The sequence below is a fragment of the Ferdinandcohnia sp. GQ5 genome (assembly GCF_059759275.1).
In genome coordinates, this window is sequence record NZ_JCAXEW010000020.1 from 77415 (window position 1) to 97627 (window position 20213).

18 protein-coding genes are annotated in these 20213 nt (G+C 35.4%); all 18 read left to right on the top strand.

Going from position 1 to position 20213, the window contains the following annotated elements:
* The first annotated feature begins 21 nt into the window (after positions 1-21).
* The 18 genes from AC6CHV_RS21200 to AC6CHV_RS21285 all read left to right on the top strand — a co-directional run bounded on the left by AC6CHV_RS21200 (position 22) and on the right by AC6CHV_RS21285 (position 19988).
* A complete protein-coding gene (locus tag AC6CHV_RS21200) occupies positions 22-1068 on the top strand; it encodes a substrate-binding domain-containing protein (protein ID WP_498079631.1) in 1047 nt (348 codons plus the stop codon).
* 108 nt (positions 1069-1176) lie between these two features.
* The gene (locus AC6CHV_RS21205) at positions 1177-2118 is read left to right on the top strand and encodes an ABC transporter permease (RefSeq protein WP_341333576.1); all 942 of its coding nucleotides are present in this window, start codon (positions 1177-1179) and stop codon (positions 2116-2118) included.
* A gap of 17 nt (positions 2119-2135) precedes the next feature.
* Entirely contained in the window at positions 2136-3014 is an 879-nt protein-coding gene (locus AC6CHV_RS21210) for an ABC transporter permease subunit (RefSeq protein WP_207900046.1), read from the top strand.
* A gap of 66 nt (positions 3015-3080) precedes the next feature.
* Positions 3081-4664 carry a type 2 periplasmic-binding domain-containing protein gene (locus AC6CHV_RS21215; protein WP_121449541.1) on the top strand — a complete coding sequence of 528 codons (1584 nt, stop codon included), beginning with the start codon at positions 3081-3083 and terminating at the stop codon, positions 4662-4664.
* Between the two features lie 183 nt (positions 4665-4847).
* Positions 4848-5996 carry a Gfo/Idh/MocA family oxidoreductase gene (locus AC6CHV_RS21220; protein WP_121449540.1) on the top strand — a complete coding sequence of 383 codons (1149 nt, stop codon included), beginning with the start codon at positions 4848-4850 and terminating at the stop codon, positions 5994-5996.
* Between the two features lie 74 nt (positions 5997-6070).
* Positions 6071-6751, top strand: coding sequence for a DUF624 domain-containing protein (locus tag AC6CHV_RS21225; protein WP_498079632.1), 681 nt, complete (start codon positions 6071-6073; stop codon positions 6749-6751).
* A 45-nt stretch (positions 6752-6796) separates the two neighbouring features.
* Positions 6797-8545 (top strand): glycoside hydrolase family 35 protein, encoded by a 1749-nt coding sequence (locus AC6CHV_RS21230; protein ID WP_440273302.1) that lies wholly within the window; start codon positions 6797-6799, stop codon positions 8543-8545.
* A gap of 55 nt (positions 8546-8600) precedes the next feature.
* Positions 8601-10115 carry a sulfatase family protein gene (locus tag AC6CHV_RS21235; protein WP_341333575.1) on the top strand — a complete coding sequence of 505 codons (1515 nt, stop codon included), beginning with the start codon at positions 8601-8603 and terminating at the stop codon, positions 10113-10115.
* 122 nt (positions 10116-10237) lie between these two features.
* Entirely contained in the window at positions 10238-10969 is a 732-nt protein-coding gene (locus tag AC6CHV_RS21240) for a UTRA domain-containing protein (protein WP_121449536.1), read from the top strand.
* Between the two features lie 135 nt (positions 10970-11104).
* Positions 11105-12580: an arylsulfatase gene (locus AC6CHV_RS21245; protein ID WP_341332602.1), complete on the top strand. Its 1476-nt coding sequence runs from the start codon at positions 11105-11107 to the stop codon at positions 12578-12580.
* 265 nt (positions 12581-12845) lie between these two features.
* Positions 12846-13655, top strand: coding sequence for an adenosylmethionine decarboxylase (gene speD, locus AC6CHV_RS21250; protein WP_341333574.1), 810 nt, complete (start codon positions 12846-12848; stop codon positions 13653-13655).
* Between the two features lie 256 nt (positions 13656-13911).
* On the top strand, positions 13912-14049 hold the full coding sequence (locus AC6CHV_RS21255) for an FbpB family small basic protein (RefSeq protein ID WP_341332601.1): 138 nt from the start codon (positions 13912-13914) through the stop codon (positions 14047-14049).
* A gap of 65 nt (positions 14050-14114) precedes the next feature.
* On the top strand, positions 14115-14822 hold the full coding sequence (locus AC6CHV_RS21260) for a TerC family protein (RefSeq protein WP_341332600.1): 708 nt from the start codon (positions 14115-14117) through the stop codon (positions 14820-14822).
* A 140-nt stretch (positions 14823-14962) separates the two neighbouring features.
* Complete coding sequence (locus tag AC6CHV_RS21265; RefSeq protein ID WP_341332599.1) at positions 14963-15544, top strand: TetR/AcrR family transcriptional regulator; 582 nt, start codon at positions 14963-14965, stop codon at positions 15542-15544.
* 42 nt (positions 15545-15586) lie between these two features.
* Entirely contained in the window at positions 15587-16555 is a 969-nt protein-coding gene (locus AC6CHV_RS21270) for an SDR family NAD(P)-dependent oxidoreductase (RefSeq protein ID WP_498079634.1), read from the top strand.
* Positions 16556-16735: 180 nt separating this feature from the next.
* Entirely contained in the window at positions 16736-19060 is a 2325-nt protein-coding gene (helD, locus tag AC6CHV_RS21275; protein WP_341332598.1) for an RNA polymerase recycling motor HelD, read from the top strand.
* Positions 19061-19170: 110 nt separating this feature from the next.
* Positions 19171-19314 carry a hypothetical protein gene (locus tag AC6CHV_RS21280; protein WP_165918292.1) on the top strand — a complete coding sequence of 48 codons (144 nt, stop codon included), beginning with the start codon at positions 19171-19173 and terminating at the stop codon, positions 19312-19314.
* 95 nt (positions 19315-19409) lie between these two features.
* Positions 19410-19988 carry a DNA-3-methyladenine glycosylase I gene (locus AC6CHV_RS21285; protein WP_498079633.1) on the top strand — a complete coding sequence of 193 codons (579 nt, stop codon included), beginning with the start codon at positions 19410-19412 and terminating at the stop codon, positions 19986-19988.
* Positions 19989-20213 lie beyond the last annotated feature (225 nt).

Genomic DNA, 20213 nt, shown 5'->3' on the forward strand with positions numbered 1-20213 from the left:
TACAGGAGGCTAGGGTGTATTGTGGTTAGATTAAAAGACATCGCTGAACACGTTGGTGTATCCATATCAACAGTATCTAGAGTAATTCAAAATGATAAATCGCGAAATGTAAAACCAGAGACCATTCAAAAAGTGTGGAATGCGGTTAAGGAACTTGGGTATGTACCAAATGAAAATGCCCGTAAATTGGTAACGAATCAAAGTACAGAAAAATTAAGGACTATGAAGATAGGATGGGTTGCTAACCCCAAAATTGCAGAACTAAATCCATATTTTTCGAGATTGTATGAGGGGGTTAACGACACTCTAATAAAATCCGATTATTCCTTGACTAGTATCAATAAGGAAGAGTTACAAAATGAATCATTGCTTTTTAAAACCATACATGAATCAGGTATCGAAGGATTAATTCTAATTGATCATTTAGAACAAAGTGTTTTAGATTATATCATGCAGTTTATACCTATTGTTGGCCTAGATTTTTTTTATACAGATAAGGAAATAACTGTGATAGATTATGACCGAGAATCAGCAGTTAAAAAAGCGATTAAGGAACTAGTAAAACAGGGCCATCAGAAGATTGGTTTTTTAGGTGGGGGAGTTGGGGAAAATTTCAAGAATTTAAATGAAGAAAAAAGGTACAAGGGATACAGAAACGCTTTGGAAGAGTTTGGTCTTAACATAAATCCCGAATGGGTAATCAATACAGAATGGAACATGAAAAAAAGTTATTTTGAAATGAGTCAATTGATTCAAACAAAATCTAGGAACCTTCCAACGGCTATCTTCTGTGCCAGCGATCTGATGGCAATTGCAGCAATGAGGGCTGTGACTGAGAATGAAATAAAAATACCGGATGATATGGCTTTTATATCTATAGATAATATCGACATGTCCCAATATTCATCCCCGCCTTTATCTACAATTGATGTTCCGAAATATGAATTAGGAGCTATTGCAGCAAAAACAATTGTAGATATAGTTGAAGGGAAAATAACATTACCTATGAAAATACTCTTACCAAATAAATTGATAGTAAGGGAATCCTCAAATTTTAGTAGGCTATAAATGCTCTTTTTTTTAACAAGTGAGGAAAACGTTTGGATAGTTTTCCGAAAAACGAATTAAGGGAGTGATACAAAAGTGGAAAATTTGCAAAAAACAGAATCTGGAAAAATTCAAAAAGTCCAGACCAACATACTGATTGAATCCAAGAAAAGCGTATGGTCCAGACTTTGGAAAGAAAGGTACCTTTATATATTATTGCTTCCGGGTCTGCTTTATTTTCTAATATACCGATATGTACCAATGGCAGGAAATATTATAGCCTTTCAGGATTACAGTGCCTTTCAAGGATTTCTTAATAGTGAGTGGGTCGGATTAAAGCACTTTAAAACAATTTTTGAAGACCAAGAAGTTATTAGGGTTCTCTGGAATACTTTATACCTTTCTTTCCTTCAAATTGTATTTGCCTTCCCAGTATCTATTATTCTAGCACTCATGCTAAATGAGGTTCGGAATACATTTTTCAAAAGGACAATTCAATCCATTGTATATTTACCACATTTCCTATCCTGGGTTGTAGTTATCGGACTTGTTACGATTCTATTAAAGTCTGATGGGATAGTAAACAGAGTATTAGGAACGGTTTTTGGTATGGAGCCGATAGCATTTTTACAAGATCCTAACTGGTTTATGCCGTTAGTCGTACTAGAGGTTATTTGGAAGGAATCAGGTTGGAGTACGATTATTTTCCTTGCTGCACTATCAGGGATAAATCCTAGTTTGTATGAGGCTGCGGCCGTTGACGGAGCGAACCGATGGAGACAAATTTGGCATATAACATTACCAGCACTTCGTAGTACTATCATTATTTTATTGATATTGAGACTTGGAAGTGTATTGGACGTTGGCTTTGAACAAATTTATTTAATGTTAACTCCATTCACAATGGAAGTTGGAAATGTACTTGATACTTTTGTTTATTTCAAAGGAATTCAAAACTCAGATTTCAGTTTTGCTACTGCTGTTGGGTTATTTAAATCAATAGTTGGATTGATCTTAATTGTCGGTGCTAACCGATTAGCAAAACGGTTTGGCGATGAGGGAGTTTACTAGGATGGGAGGAAATTTAGTTGCAACAAAATAATACGAAGTCAGAAAAAGCTGTAAATCTTGTAAACTATGTATTACTTATCATCATAGCATTAACAATGATCTTTCCGTTTTATTACATGTTCGTGGTCTCATTCGCAACATATGAAGAATTTGTACAATCTGACTTACTCCTTTTTCCGAAAACCTGGGTGTTAGATGCGTATGAGTATATCTTAGGCTCTAAAGAATTTGTTCGCTCGCTTGGGGTAACGATTTATGTAACCATAGTAGGTACATTTGTCAGTTTACTCTTAACGTCTATGATGGCTTATGCATTGTCTAGAAATATTCTTGGCCAAAGAGTGTATTTGTTTCTCGTATTATTTACTTTTGTGTTCGGAGCTGGAATGATACCTACATATATGGTTGTACAAGCAACTGGTCTCATGGATTCATTGTGGTCATTGATCATTCCAACAGCCATCAGTTCATTTAACTTGATTGTTATGAGGCAATTCTTTATGAATCTACCACACGATTTAACGGAAGCAGCGATCATCGATGGAGCAAACGATTTACAAATTTTTGGAAAGATCATTCTGCCTTTATCAAAGCCAGCCCTAGCAGCTTTCGGACTGTTTTATGCAGTTGGAATCTGGAATTCGTATTTTACAGCTCTTCTTTATTTAAATGATCCTGCAAAGTGGACTGTACAGGTTATCCTTCGACAATTAGTTATTTTAAATCAAGGTAATATGTTGGATGTTGGGATGCAAGCAACAATGGATAATCCTCCACCTGCTGAAACAATAGGGATGGCGGCAATTCTAATTGCCACAATTCCAATTTTGCTAGTATACCCGTTTCTTCAAAAGCACTTTGCGAAGGGAGTGATGCTAGGGTCAGTCAAAGAATAGGATTCTGATTCTCACCACTTTAAGATTTTATGAATCAAACGCAAAGATGAAGGGGGAAGTTTTGAAATGAAACGGATAATTGCTTTATGTTGTTCTACTATTTTACTCCTTGGTGTACTAGCAGCTTGTTCATCAAATGAAAGCTCTTCAAATGAAAAAAAAGATGGAAAACTGACAATCTCTTGGTTTGATGGTACATGGGAAAATCCAGTTCCTGAGCCAGGCTTTGAAAATATTAAAATGGTTAATGAAAAATTTGACATCGATTTCAAACCGCAATATATTCCTTTTGATTTATACACAGATAAGCTTGCGGTAAAAATGTCTTCAGGTGATTTACCAGATGTAATAGGAGATGAGACTGCTGGTGTTAACTTTGTAAAGTGGTCTAAACAAGGTGCTTTCTTACCATTAAATGATTACATAGACAAATATGAAAGTCTTAAAGCGATTCCTCAATCGGTATGGGATACTGTAACAGTTGAAGGGGATATTTATGCGATTCCACTGTTTTTCCCTGCAAGTGGTGGAAAAAAACCAATTATTCGTCAAGACTGGCTTGATAAACTTGGTTTGGAAATGCCAACAAATTTTGAGGAACTGAAGGAAGTAGCAATTGCTTTTGCAACACAAGATCCTGATGGTAATGGAAAAGATGATACGATTGGACTTGGATTAGCAAAAGGACTAGTATATGACCCGTCATTTGGGGCCTACTGGAGCAATAATACCTGGTACCATAAAAATGATGAAGGGAAATTAATTCCTGGCCAAATCTCAGAAGGTAGTAAAGAGAAAATTAGTGCTTTAAAAGAATTAAGCGATGCAGGAGCTCTTGATAAAGACTGGGCGGTAAAACCTTATAATGAAGTCTTCAAAGATTTTACTGCAGGAAAAGTTGGAATCTGGTATGAACAACCAGGAAAAGACAAGGGTGCACAACCTGCTAACTTTGATTATGCAACATTAAAAAAATCTAATCCTGATGCAAAAATAGCAGCTATGCCTGCGTTTGTTGCACCAGATGGTACACAAGGATATGTAGCGGGTAGTGGATACTATAGAGTTTGGATGTTAAATGCTAAATTAAAAGACAACCCAGAAAAAGTAGAGAAAATTTTAGAAATGATTGATTATATCACCCAATATGTACCAGCAGATGAGCAAAATCCAGATAATGAATATTTTGATTGGACAATGGGTGGAGAAGGAAAAGGTTATACGATGGTAGATGGTGCACCTGAACTAACAGAGGATTATAGCCAATATGCACCTCAAGCACTTTTTAACCAAAAACAAGGTGGCTGGATTGAAGGAGAAAAATCGATGTTAGATTACGCAATCCAATCTAAGGCTCCTGAAGCAAAAGAATTTAATACCCTTATGGTTGAAATGTTATTAGAATCTAACTTTTATTTAAGCCCAGTAGGACGTATTCACTCTGAGGTTTATAATGATAAAATTGCAGAATTAAATGAATTTGCGACAAATGAACTTACAAAAATGGTTGCAGGTCAAAGACCAATTTCCGAATGGGATAAGTTTGTTGAAGAGTATATGGCTAAAGGTGGAGCAGATGTCGTTAATGATGTTAATCAGCTACTGACAGAAGCAAATATTGAAGGTGAATGGGTTAGCCCAAGTAAATAATATGTACATTCCCCCGATGACTTTAAATTGGGGGAATGTCATTATATAAATCTATTCATAAGAAAACTTATTTAATTATTGGGAAAACGTTTGGATAATTTGAGGAAAAAGATTTTTATTTCAGGTTATATGTCACAAAGAATTATACGATTTCCAATACTCATAGTTAGGGAGAGAATGCAAATGGAACAAGTCAGAATTGGTATTATAGGTGCAGGACTTAGAAGTGGAATTGCAAAGTATTTTCACAATCCAAATGGAAAATCTGTAGTAGTTGGCGCAGCGGATATTTCATTTGAAAAGTTAAAAGCTTTTCAAGAAAAAATAAATGAAAGTGCATATATTACAACAGATTATAAAGAACTAATCAAACGTGACGATATTGATGCTATCGTCGTTTTATCTCCAGATTACTTACATGAAGAACATGCTATCGCAGCTCTTGAAGCGGGAAAACATGTTTATTGCGAAAAGCCACTAGCAATAACAGTAGAGGGTTGTGATCGAATAATTGAAACTGCAAAAAAATGTGGGAAACATTTAATGGTTGGCTTCAATATGCGATATATGAGTATGTATCAGACAATGAAAGGTATCGTTGATTCTGGTGTAATTGGTGAATTAAAGGCAGTCTGGGTCAGACACTTTGTTGGCTTGGGTGGATACTATTACTATCATGATTGGCATGGAACATCTCAAAATACGACATCACTATTACTACAAAAGGGTTCACATGATTTAGATGTTATTCATTGGATTACTGGTAAGTATACGAAAAAAGTCTCTGCAATGGGAGGGCTTGATTATTATGGGGGAGATAAGCCTAATCATTTAACGTGTCCAACATGTACTGAAAAAGATACTTGCCCCGAGGCTAGCTTACATACGTTAACACAGTGTGCATTCAGAAAAGAAATTGATGTGGAAGATAATAATATGTTAATTATGGAACTAGAGGGCGGAATTAAAGCATCGTATTTACAGTGTCATTTTACTCCAGATTATTCAAGGAATTATACCTTTATTGGTACAAAAGGTAGAGTCGAGAATGATGATGTCGGAGGAAAGGTTTACGTTAAAACTCGTAAATCCGGTTCTTGGCATGAATACAGTAATGTTACGTATGATATGAAAAAAGAGCAAGGAAGTCACGGAGGGGCTGACCCGAAAATTTGCAAGGATTTTATTGAACTAGTGTTAAATAATAAGCAACCATTAACGACGCCTTTCGCTGGTAGAATGAGTGTCGCTGTAGGATGTGCCGCAACAGAATCAATTCGTTCGGGTGGTAAAGTTGTTGAGATAAGTAAAGAATCAACGATTACTATTTAATAGTTCGTTAGGTTGAAAGATGGAGACATCTAATCTGCCTATTCTTTAGCTGGAAAGGAAAGATGGCCGTGGAGATGGATGGAATAGTAGGGAGATTTTATAAAACTTCTGAATTTATCATGAAGCTTTTACAACTTCAGTTATTATGGATTTTCTTTTCGTTTGTAGGTTTACTGGTTGTTGGCATTATGCCAGCAACTATGGCCTTATTTGCAACTACTCGTAAATGGGTTATGAAGAGGGAAGAAAATTTTTCTTTATTTAAGGAGTTTTGGAAGACGTTTCGGAATGAATTCTGGAAATCCAATCTGATAGGATTTTTGCTTTCTATAATGGGTTATGTATTGTACGTAAACTTATCCATTATGAAATATGCCGAAGGGATTTTAGCAATTTGCCTATTAATTGGGGTGATTTTGTGTAGTCTACTCTTTATGACTATTTTGATATATATTGTTCCAGTTTTTGTTCATTACAATCTTAAACTCTCTCGATATTTTACATACTCTCTAATGATAGGTATTTCTTATCCAGTTCATACAATTTTAGTAGCATTAATCGTTTACATAGTATCCAGATTATTTTTTTGGATTCCAGGATTACTGCCGTTCTTTAGCATGAGCCTCCCGGCTTATCTAATAATGGTGTTATCATTAAAACTATTTGAACGCATTGAGCGTAGAAGAGAAAGCGAAGAATCTATTAGTGAAAACTTATCAAACATGGGACAGAAGTATGGAAGTGTTGATGCTTAATTAAGTTGAATCGCCAGAGTTGGATAAATAGAGTGGAGGGTTATAATGTCTGTTTTAACTACTGAGAATGAACAATTTATGATTAATGGGGAACCAATTCAGATTATTTCAGGAGCTATTCATTATTTTCGTGTCGTGCCTGAGTATTGGAAGGATCGATTGCTTAAGTTGAAAGCCTGTGGATTTAATACTGTAGAAACCTATGTGCCTTGGAACTTTCATGAACCAAAGCCTGGCGAATTTCAATTTGAAGGTCAGGCTGATATTGTAAAATTTATAGAGACTGCAGCTGAAATTGGATTATACGTTATAATTCGCCCAAGTCCTTATATTTGTGCAGAATGGGAGTTTGGAGGATTGCCTTCTTGGCTGTTGAAGGATCAGGGAATGAGGCTTCGCTGTTATCATGCCCCCTTTTTAAAAAGAGTGGATGAATATTATGATGTTTTATTACCAAAATTCAAGCCTCTACTCTGCACAAATGGAGGACCTATAATTGCAATGCAAATTGAAAACGAGTATGGCAGCTACGGAAACGATACCAAATATTTAGAGTATCTGCGTGATGGAATGGTATCTAGGGGGATGGATGTACTCTTGTTTACTTCAGATGGACCGACTGATTTCATGTTTCAAGGTGGTATGATTCCTGGGGTATTAGAAACGGCAAATTTTGGCTCAAGACCTGAAGAGTCATTTGCGAAATTAGAGGAATATCAACCTAATGCCCCCAAAATGTGCATGGAGTTTTGGAACGGGTGGTTTGACCATTGGGGAGAGGAACATCATACAAGGAATGCAGATGATGTTGCAGATGTATTAGATAGAATGCTAGGAATGAATGCATCCGTAAACTTTTACATGTTCCACGGTGGAACAAACTTTGGCTTTTTTAATGGGGCAAACCATGGGAAAGGGTACGAACCAACAATTACGAGTTATGACTATGATGTACTAATCGATGAATCAGGAACTCCAACTGATAAATTCTTTAAGGTTCGAGAGGTTATCTCTAAATATGTTAACTTAGAACCACTTAACTTACCAGAACCTATAAAAAAGAAAGCATATGAAGAAGTTCACTTAACTCAGCAAAAACGGTTATTTGATGGGCTACCGCAATTGTCCAGCCCAATATCGAAAACGTGTCCTGAAACTATGGAAGAAATTGGACAAGATTATGGGTTTATTTTATATACTACTCATGTTTCTGGTCCTAGACCTGAGACAAAATTAAACTTACAAGACGTACATGATAGAGCATTAATCTATTTAGATGGTGAATTTAAGGGCGTAATTGAGCGCTGGAATGAAGATACCGAAATACTCTTAAGTATACCTGATGGAGGCGCTACTTTAAGTATATTAGTAGAGAATATGGGGAGGATCAACTATGGCCCCAAATTAAAAGATTACAAGGGGATAACTGAGGGAGTCAGATTGGGTGCTCAATTTTTATATCATTGGACAATTCATTCACTTCCATTAAATGATTTAACAGGCCTTACATTTGATACGGATTATGAAGTTTATTCTGAAGTTCCTGCATTTTATAAAGGAACACTTCATATTAATGAAGTTTCAGATACCTTTATAAATACTGAAGGATGGACAAAGGGTGTTGCTTATATTAACGGTTTCAACCTTGGAAGGTATTGGGAGATTGGTCCGCAAAAAACACTCTATGTTCCGGCACCGCTGTTAAAAGAAGGGGAAAATGAGATTATTTTGTTCGAGTTACATGGAACTAAAAATCGTGTGGTTACTTTCTCTGACCAACCAAAACTTAGTTAATTGTTTCTAAGCTTTTAACTGAATAGTAATCATTTAAGTTACAAAAGGAGTTGATATTGTGTCAAAGCCTAATATATTGCTAATTACAAGTGACCAACAGCATTATAATACAATCGGTGCTTTTAATACTGAAATTACAACTCCGAACCTGGATAGGTTGGTCAAAGAAGGAACAGTATTTAATCGCGCCTATTGCCCGAACCCTACTTGTACCCCTAGCCGTTCATCGATGATTACTGGATTATATCCGAGTCAGCATGGTGCTTGGGCTTTAGGTACAAAATTATCTGAAGAGGTTCCGACGGTAGGAGATTATTTTCAGGAGAGTAATTATCGAACTGCCTTAATAGGAAAAGCTCATTTTCAACCACTTAAATCAACTGAAGAATATTCTTCTTTTGAGTCTTATCCCGTATTGCAGGACTTAGATTTTTGGAAAGAATTTAACGGTCCCTTTTATGGCTTTGAACATATTGAGCTAGCTCGAAATCATACCAATGAAGCACATGTCGGACAGCATTATGCTCTATGGTTAGAAGAAAAGGGCTGTAAAAACTGGAGAGACTTTTATTTACCACCAACAGGAAATATGGACCCTAACATTTCATACAAATGGGATATACCAGAGGAATATCACTATAATTCATGGATTGCCGAAAGGACTAACCATTTACTAAGTCAATATCATGAGCAAGACGAAAATTTCTTTTTATGGGCAAGCTTTTTTGATCCTCACCCACCATATCTTGTTCCTGAACCATGGGATAACATGTATAATTCGGAAAAGTTGACATTACCTGAAGTAGTGCCGGGTGAACATAAGAATAATCCACCTCATTTTCAAATGACACAAGAGGAAAATCCGGACTTTTCGAGGTATGTTGAAACAGGTATTGGGAATATTGGATTTCAATCACACACTTCCGTTACGAAGGCAGATGCCAAAAGAAATATGGCGGTATACTATGGAATGATTAGCATGATGGATAAATATATCGGTAAGATACTTGATAAGTTAGATGAATTAGGAATAGCTGATAACACTATTGTTGTATTTACATCAGATCATGGTCATTTTTTTGGTCATCATGGTCTCCATGATAAGGGTGCTTTTCATTATGAAGATCTAATAAAGATTCCTTTTATAGTGCGGTACCCTGGAAAGGTACCAAAAGGGGTGGTAAATAATGCAATGGTATCATTAGTTGATTTAGCCCCTACTTTTTTAGGTTTAACCGATATACCTATACCGCATCAAATGACAGGAATAAATCAGAGCGATGTCTGGTTTGGTATGAAGGAAAAATGTAGAGACCACATCATATGTGAGTATAGAACACAACCAACTATGGTACATCTAAAAACATATGTCGATGAACGTTACAAATTAACGGTTTATTATAATAACTATTATGGGGAGCTATATGATTTACTAGAAGACCCAAATGAATTATGTAATTTATGGGAACATGTAGAATATCGAGAACTCAGGGAAAAGCTCCTATTCAAGTATATTTGGGCAGAGTTAGGCAAGGAATCTATGTCAATGCCAAGAATTACTGGAGCTTAAAAAAATAAGTATCTCGTAGGATAAATGACTTCATGTATTGAATAATAGATGAAATATTTTCTAGTATATCCTAATATAAGGTATAGTTGTATATATAATTATTAGGAGGCAGATTAAATAGAATGGACCGTTTGCAGCATGAAAGTTTTATTCCCCTTTACCATCAATTAAAAGAAAAAATAAAAGAATCAATTGATAGTGGGATGTGGAAGGTAGGAGATAAAATTCCTTCTGAAAATCAATTGATGGAACAATTTGATATTAGCCGAAATACTGCAAGGAAAGCAATTGAAGAGTTAGTACAGGAGGGAATTTTGTATCGAACTCAAGGGAAAGGGACATTTATTGCAAGACCAAAGCTAGAGCAATCTTTAACTGGATTTTATAGCTTCAGTAAAGTGTTAAGGGAAAAAGGAATGAATCCGAAGGATATTATCCTTGGAATTGATGTTGTAGAGCCTAAGCTAAAGGTGAGAGAAGCTCTACAAATAGCAAAAACGGAAAAAGTAGTTGAAATAAAGCGTCTTCGATGTGCAAATGATAAACCGTTTATATTAGAATCATCATATATTCCTAAGAGTCTAGTTACTGATATGGAATGCCTAAAGGATATTGGTAAAGTTTCGCTTTATGATTTGCTTGAAGAGAAATTTAATATTCGAGTGACAAAAGCAAAGGAGGCATTTGAGCCTGTCTTAATTCGTGATTATGAAAGTGCTTATTTTAAAATTAAGGAAGGTCTACCGGCATTACTATTAGAACGTGTGGCCTATGATTTGTCTGGTAAACCAGTTGAATTTTGTAAATCCATCATTCCTGGAGATAGATGCCGTTTTTATACTGAGTTAACTTAGAGTATGCAGGAAGAACTCATAGAAAAAATTCGAACTATGAGTTTTTTTAAAACTACTCATACCAACAACCCACCCTTTTGAATTAGGGGTAATTATAGAAGCGGTAATAACGAAAGCTATTTTGGAGGATAAAAGATGAAACCTAATATCCTATTGATTATGGTTGACCAAATGCGAGGCGATTGCTTAAGTATTTTGAATCATCCAGTTGTTGATACCCCGAATATTGATCAACTAGCAAGAAACGGAGTAATTTTTAAAAATGCCTACTCAGCTACACCGACTTGTGTTCCTGCTAGAGCCTCGTTGCTAACAGGAATGTCTCAAACCTCAACCGGTAGGGTTGGTTATCAAGAACGGGTTCCTTGGCAATATGAACATACACTTCCTGGAGAATTAGCGAAAAATGGATATCATACACAATGTGTTGGAAAGATGCATGTTTATCCTGCGAGAAATCTTTGTGGGTTTCACAATGTTGTGTTGCATGACGGCTATTTACATTATAATCGATTTAAATATCAGAATTTTGAGTCGGAGTCATTTAATCTAACTGGAGATGACTATTTACCCTGGTTAAGAGAACGGGCAGGCTCTCAGGTAGATTTAATTGATTTAGGATTGGATTGTAATGCCTCAACAGTTGCAAGGCCATGGCATCTTGCTGAAGAATTACATCCAACTAATTGGGTGGTTTCTCAGTCAATTGATTTCTTGAGGAGAAGAGACACAACAAAACCATTTTTTTTGAATATGTCATTTGTTAGGCCACACCCTCCTTTTGATCCACCGCAAGTGTTTTATGATATGTACAAAGAACTGGATCTTCCTGATCCTGTTGTTGGTGAATGGGCTGATACAGAAGATATTCAAAGAGAGGGATATAACCCAATCACATTAAAAGGTAATGTTCCCAAGAATAGATATAAGAGGGCACAAGCGGGTTATTATGCTCTTATTACACATATTGATTATCAAATTGGGAGATTTCTAAATGCAATGGCTGAGTATGGTGTTTTACAAGATACAGTTATCGTATTCGCTTCTGATCATGGGGAGTTATTAGGAGACCATAATTATTATCGTAAAGCACTCCCTTATGAGGGGAGCGCCAAAGTTCCATTTATTCTTTCAGACCCGGGGAATAAATTAAAATTAAAGCAAAATAGTACCAAAAATCAGGTTGTCGAAATAAGGGATATTATGCCAACTCTTCTTGATGTAGCTGGTGTTGAGATACCTGAAAGTGTAGACGGAAAAAGTGTGTTACAGGCGTGTGAGGAACCTTCCACTAATTGGAGAACGCATATTCATGGTGAGCATGCTTATGGTTCTTTATCACATCATTACCTAACGAATGGTAAGGAAAAATACATTTGGTATAGTCAAACTGGAGAAGAGCAGTTATTTGATTTAATAGAAGATCCGAATGAATGTAAAAATTTAGCCATAAACAATGAATACACTGATAAGCTTAAGTATTGGCGTAACAAACTAATTGAAGAATTAGGTGGGCGTGAAGAGGGTTATACCGATGGCATTAATCTAATTGTTGGAAAGAAACCAAAAAGTTGTTTAGATCATCTCATTAAATCTCTCACATCATCATAATTAGCTAACTTTACTATAACTTTAATAGAAACTTAATTCTTTATTCATAGTTTGTTCATATTTACACCGTAAGATAAAGACATGGAAAAGATAAGCTTTTTCATACCCCCCTTTTAAATGATCATATCGTTACAGTGTCCGGCTTTTTAGCCGGATTTTTTTTTGCGCAAAATGAAAAATCTCATTAATGTGCATAGATTTTCACGAATCAACCAATATAAAAATATGGAAAAAATAATAAAAGGGGGAGAAGTATATGAAACATATGGAGATGAATTCGAACCAGATATTAGACTTACATGGTTTCAATAATCTTACGAAATCGCTAAGCTTTAATATGTATGATATTTGCTATACAAGTTCTCAAGAAGAACGAGATGCATATATTGAATATATTGATGATGTCTATAACGCAGACCGATTAACCGAGATACTAAGTAATGTTGCTGATATTATAGGTGCTAATATTTTGAATGTCGCAAAGCAGGATTACGTTCCCCAAGGAGCGAGCGTAACAATTTTAGTATCAGAGGGACCAGTAAATGATCCAACAAAGGATGTATTTGAAGAATCTCCTGGTCCAATACCAGGATCAGTCGTTGCACAAATGGACAAAAGTCATATAACGGTTCATACCTATCCGGAATCTCATCCAGATGAAGGTATTAGCACTTTTCGGGCGGACATCGATGTTTCAACCTGTGGAGAAATATCCCCTCTAAAAGCATTAAATTATATGATCCAATCGTTCGAAACCGATGTGATGACGATTGATTATCGTGTTCGCGGATTCACAAGAGATGTGACAGGACATAAACTATTTATTGATCATGAAATAAATTCGATACAAAACTATATACCAGAAGATATACAGGAAATGTATCACATGATTGATGTGAATGTGTACCAAGAAAACATCTTTCACACGAAATGTAAATTGAAGGAGTTTGACCTGGAACACTATTTATTTTTCAGTAATACAAGGGAAAAACTGACACCGGAAGAGGAATTAGTGATTGCTGAAAAATTGATTACAGAAATGGATGAAATCTTTTACGGAAAAAATATAAGATAATCGTTGACAAAAATATAAACATTGTATAAAATTAATTATATAATAAATATTGTGAATAGTGTTCTCCTAAAGGGGAGTAGCTTTTACAGCAAAGTCGTCATTTCAGAGTGTCGCCACTCTCGGCTTTGTTGGCAACTAACGTTGTTAGCAAGACCTTTACCAGATTACGGTAGAGGTCTATTTTTATGACCTTTACCTCATGAGGTAAAGGTCATTTTTGTTTTTTAGTACAAATAGTAGTGAGGTGAGAAGAGTAATGCTTAAGAGAAAGATAGAAACAGTGTCAATTGAAGACTTAATTAAAAAGAACAAAGAAGAGATTTTGAAAGACAAAAAAGAACTCGAAAAAATCGAAAAACGTCTTGATGATAAACGTATGGCAATAATCAAGTAGTTTATTCTAGTAAAGGGCATTTCCTAATTTTATAGAATAAAAGAAAAATAGAAGGGAGATTTTTGATGGAATTCTTAAGCGCCGAATTTTTTTCCGCACTCTTAATTATTATTGCAATTGATTTAGTATTAGCGGGGGATAATGCTATTGTTATCGGCTTAGCAGCAAGAAATTTACCAAAAGAACAACAGAAGAAAGCAATTATTTGGGGAACTGTAGGTGCCATTGTCATAAGAGCTGCAGCGACTTTAGCTGTGGTGTGGCTCCTTGAAATTCCAGGACTACGATTAGTAGGTGGAGTACTTCTTGTATGGATTGCTTATAACCTGTTAGCAGATGACAAAGGCCATGAAATAAAAGCTGTTGGCAGTTTCTGGGCAGCCATTCGTACGATTATCATTGCTGATGCACTAATGGGTCTTGATAATGTATTAGCGGTTGCAGGTGCTGCTCACGGTAACTTCTTACTGGTTGTGTTAGGACTAATAATTTCAGTTCCAATTATGGTTTGGGGAAGTACATTATTTATTAAATTAATTGATCGTTTCCCGGTCATTATTACAATTGGTGCTGCTATATTAGCCTGGACTGCATCTAAGATGATTGTTGCAGAACCTTTCTTAGGTTCAGTTTTTAGTAATGGTTTTGTGAAGTATGGCTTTGAGTTAATCGTAGTTGCTGCAGTTGTAGCAATTGGTTATATGAAACAGAAAAAAGCTGCAAAAGAAGCTGAAGAGCAGCAAGAAAAACAAGTTTTAAGTAAAGCAGAATAATCGAAGGCGGACTCTCAAAAGGGTCCGCTTTTATATTGTATTGCAATTATATAAAAATGTGCATGGAAACGATTGACATCTGGTTAAAACAGGACTATATTTATAATTGAACAGTGGTTAATAAAGGAGATTTGTTTTTAATGTCACCAAGAAAACAGGTTCAAGAGGAATTATCACGAGAAAAAATAATGGATGTTGCCCATGAATTATTTGTTCAAAAAGGCTACCAACATGTTTCAATGCGTCAAATTGCAAATAAATTAAATTATAGCCATGGCGCGATTTATTATCATTTTAAAAATAAAGCTGATTTATTTTATGCAATGGTTGTGCAGGACTTTGACATGCTGAACGGTGTTTTACAGCAAATCATGAATCAGAACTTACCACCAGAAGAGAAAGTTAAGAAAATTTTATTAGGGTATATTGAATTTGGACTTTCAAATAAAAGCCAATATGAATTAATGTTTTTAATTAATGATGAAGAGGTAAAAAGCTGTATTCAACAGGAACCACTCGAAAGCTATGGAATGTTTGCAAATGCAATCTCTAGTTTAAGCAACCAAAAATCGAGCATTCAGGATATTTGGTCTATTTTCTTATCGATTCATGGTTTTGTTACGCATTATTGTAGAAGCAACCAATCCTATCATGATGTGAAAACACTAGCGGAGTCTCATGTTGAATTTATTTTAAAACCAATATTAAATGGGGAAGTGTAAAAGACTTTCCTATATTTTTTACACCTTATTGACCGATGGTTAATAAATAAAAAGGAGAGGGTTCGGATGAAAAAGGCATTAGTATTAGGCGCATCAGGTGGAATGGGATATGCGATTGTTAAAGAGTTGATTGAGAAAGAAATTGAAGTAATTGCTTTTGCTCGTTCAAAAGAAAAATTAGAGAAGCTATTTAAAAACAGTGAAAAAGTACAAATCGTTACAGGGGATGTTTTTGATGTGAGAGATCTTATGAATGCGGCGAAAGGTATTGATGTTATTTTTCATGCGATCAATATACCGTATAGTGAATGGTATGATAAACAGCCAATTCTAATGAGAAATGTCGTTCAAGCTGCTGGATCATCAAATAGCAAGCTTGCAATCGTTGATAATATTTATGCATACGGTCGCGGAATTACTCGTAAAGTAAATGAAGAGCATCCTAAAAATCCACATACAAAAAAAGGAAAGATAAGGGTGGAGCTCAGTAATATAGCATTTCAAGCAAATGTACCAGTACTTATCGCGCATTTTCCAGATTTTTATGGACCTAACGCCGTAAATGCGATGTTGACTTACACGTTCGATAAAATGGTTCAAAATAAAAAGGCAATGTTCGTTGGAAATCAACAAAATGCAAGGGAATATATTTATACTCCTGATGGGGCAAAGGCAATTGTAGAGCTAGCGATATGTGATAAAGCATATGGGCAAAGTTGGAATATTCCTGCTGCAGGAGTTATCACTGGTGAAAAGATCATTAGTATTGCAGGAAGTCATTTACATTATAAAAAATCTGTTTCTACTATAACAAAGGGAATGATTCAATTCTTAGGGATTTTGGATAAACAAATGAGAGAAGTTGTAGAAATGCTGTATTTAACAGAGGAACCAGTGGTATTAGATGGTTCAAAATATGAGAAGGAAATCGGCCATCTACCAGCAACACCATATGAAGAAGGCATTAAAAGGACCTTAGACTTTATGAAGAGTAACCTGAGTAATAACTGAAAAAACATTGAAAAAGACAGAACGACATGATATGATGTCATTGTTCTGTCTTTTTTTGAAAGATATAAATAAATGCGTTCAAATTACCCTATTATAATTTTATAACAATATTTTTTGTTTGTCAACTATTATCAATATCAGGGTAGAGACAGAAGTTCACTTATACGAGGAGTGGTGTTCATGGAAAAAAATAATCCAGACTGGATTCAGGAACAAGACAGACTTGAAGATGTACTGGAGGTCATTGACAGTAAGAAATCAACCATTGAATCAAAGGTGGGCGGCGCAAAAAGTGAACTAGTCGACCTTCGAAAAACATTTTGGGAAGATGTAACTGTCAATCTTGATGAACCTGATGACGTCATTGAAACATTTCAAAGTATTAAGCAGCAATCCGAACTATTGGGTGAACGTGAAAGAAATCATCGATTGATTCATAAGCAAATCAAAGTTCTTGAAAGACTAAAAGACTCACCATATTTTGGCCGATTTGATTTTTGGGAAGAGGGAGAAACAAAAGAAGAGAAAATATATATTGGGATTGCATCCCTATTAGACAAAAATGACGAGGATTTTTTAATATTTGACTGGAGAGCACCGATTTCTAGTATGTATTATGATTATTATCCTGGTCCAGCAAAATATGAATCCCATTTTGAAAAAATTCAAGGGGAAATGACTTTAAAACGTCAATTCATTATCAAAAATAGTATGATGAAAAGTATGTTTGATACGGGTGTCACAATTGGGGATGAAATGCTTCAAGAGGTGCTCGGTAATAATGCGAACACACAAATGAAAAGTATCGTTGCCACTATTCAACGTGAACAAAATAAAATCATCCGAAATGAAAAAAGTCGTTATTTAATTGTTCAAGGTGTGGCTGGATCAGGGAAAACGTCAGCTGCATTACAAAGGGTCGCTTACCTACTTTATCGTTATCGTGAACAGCTTAACTCAAGTAATATCATGCTATTTTCACCAAATCCTCTTTTCAACAGCTATGTTGCGACTGTTCTGCCGGAACTTGGGGAAGAGAACATGCAGCAATCTACATTCCAAGAATATGTCGAGCATCGATTAGGCACCCTTTTTGATGTGGAGGATCCATTTTCCCAAATGGAATATTTATTAACAGCAATGGATCAATCTGAATATAATGTGAGGCTTAAAGCAATAAACTTAAAAGCAAGCACTGGGTTTATGAAACTAATCGATTCTTATGTAAAAGAACTTGGCGAAAAAGGACTTCTTTTTAAAAATATTATTTTTAACAGAAAAAAAATTATCTCAAAGAACGCGATTCAAGAATACTTCTATACATTGGACCCAGCCATCTCGATTCCAAATCGATTGACCAAGGTAACAGAGTGGTTAATGAAGGAAGTTATTAAGTTCGAACGAAAAGAACGTAAAAAGGATTGGGTTCTTCAAGAAGCTGAATTAATGGAGAAGGAAGACCATCTCGAAATCTTTAAGCAATTACAGAAAAAGCAAGAGTTTTCGGAGGATACCTTTGATGATTATGAACGTGAGGAAAAATTAATCGCTAAGGAAATTGTACGAAAGCATTTTAAACCTATCAAAATTGCGATTAAAAAATTGGATTATCTTGATATTAAAGGACTATATAAGCAATTATTTTCTTATGTGAATGAACAAAAATTATCAGAGGATTGGAACGAAATCTGTTCGTACACCATGAAACAGTTGGAACAAAACCATTTAAATTATGAAGATGCAACCCCATTTTTATATTTACAGGACTTAATCGAGGGGAAAAAGTCGAATACTGGTATCCGTCATTTATTCATTGATGAAGCCCAGGATTATTCTCCGTTCCAATTCGAATATTTAAAGCAGCTATTTCCAAACTGTCGGATGACTATTCTTGGAGATTACAATCAAGCGATATATGCACATTCCATGAATGCACCAACATTATTATCTCCAGAGCTTTATGAGGAAGAGAAATATGAAGTTATTCAGTTGAAAAAAAGCTACCGTTCTACAAAAGAAATTGTTGAGTTTTCTAAGGGCATTGTCGCTGGCGGAGAGGACATTCAAGCCTTTAACCGTTCAGGATCGCTTCCGATACTTAAAGAAGTGGACACCAAGGATAAACTTCACAACGAAATTCTAAATCAAATTAGAGATCTTCAAGAGAAAGGCCATGAAACGATTGCGGTCATTTGTAAAACTGCAGTAGAAAGTAACGAAGCATTTCAGGCATTACAAGATAAAATACATGTCCGCTTAATGAGTCAGGAGACGTATCAATTTGATAAAGGTGTTTTAATTTTACCAACGTATTTAGCAAAGGGAATCGAGTTTGACGCCGTCATTATTTATAACGCATCAAATGACGTTTACGGAAGAGAATATGAAAGAAAGCTTTTTTACACAGCCTGCACAAGGGCTATGCATGAACTACAGCTTTTTTCAATTGGACAACGAAGCTTTTTCTTTAATGGAATCGATAAAGAAAAATATTTAGAAGTATAAAAAAGAGTCGGCATATGCTGACTCTTTTTTATTTGGATATTATTAACGTGAAAAAACCGCGGACGAATAGATAAAAATAAGAAAAAGATTATTCAATAGGAGGTTAAAAAATGACGACTAATTGTTTTTATTGCCAAGATCCTTTTGAAAACGAAAGATTTCATTATGTTGCATTTGTTAATGTTGAAGGTGAACGAGAAGAAACATTATGCAAGGAATGCTATAAAGAATGGCTTGAAGGGATAAAAGAATAAATCGGAGGTAAATAAAGGAATAAAGGGGAATCTCCTTTATTCCCACTCTTCTGGTATAATCCTTATTAAAAGGAAATAGAGGGTGGGGATAGTTTTTGAAAAGATGTGGGTGGGTAAATGATGATCCTATATATATAGATTACCACGATCACGAATGGGGTGTACCTGTTTACGATGACCGTTTGTTATTTGAATACTTAAACTTAGAGGGGGCACAGGCGGGGCTTAGCTGGTACACCATTTTAAAAAAGCGAGAAAATTACCGTAAAGCCTTTGATCATTTTGATCCGGAAAAAATTGTGACATATGATGATAAGAAAATTACCGAATTATTGTCGAACGAGGGAATCGTTCGAAATCGGCTTAAAGTAAATGCAGTTGTCACAAATGCAAGGGCGTTTCATAAAGTCGTAGAAGAGTTTGGAAGTTTCCATACATACATTTGGTCATTCGTAGGTGGTAAACCGATAATAAATCATTTTAAAACCTTAAGTGACGTGCCAACCACTACTGAAATTAGCGACAAACTAAGCAAGGATTTAAAAAAGCGTGGTTTTAAATTTGTTGGTTCCACCATTTGCTACGCATTTATGCAAGCCACAGGGATGGTAAATGATCATCTAATAAGCTGTCATTGTTATAATCGTACAGAACAAAGGACTACCGTTAATTGAAAAAAGGTTCCAATTCAAGTTGTGAAATAGTAAATCATAATGCGTGAATTCACAGACGAATTCACGCATTAATTTTATTGATAATATTTAGGTTTAATGCTTATTTAAATAAATCAAATTCGCATATATCGTGACTTCGGACACAGCATTGCTGATTTTACGTTTGCTTGTTTGAAGATAGTTCAACTTCGGACACAGCATTGCTGATTTTACGTTTGCTTGTCT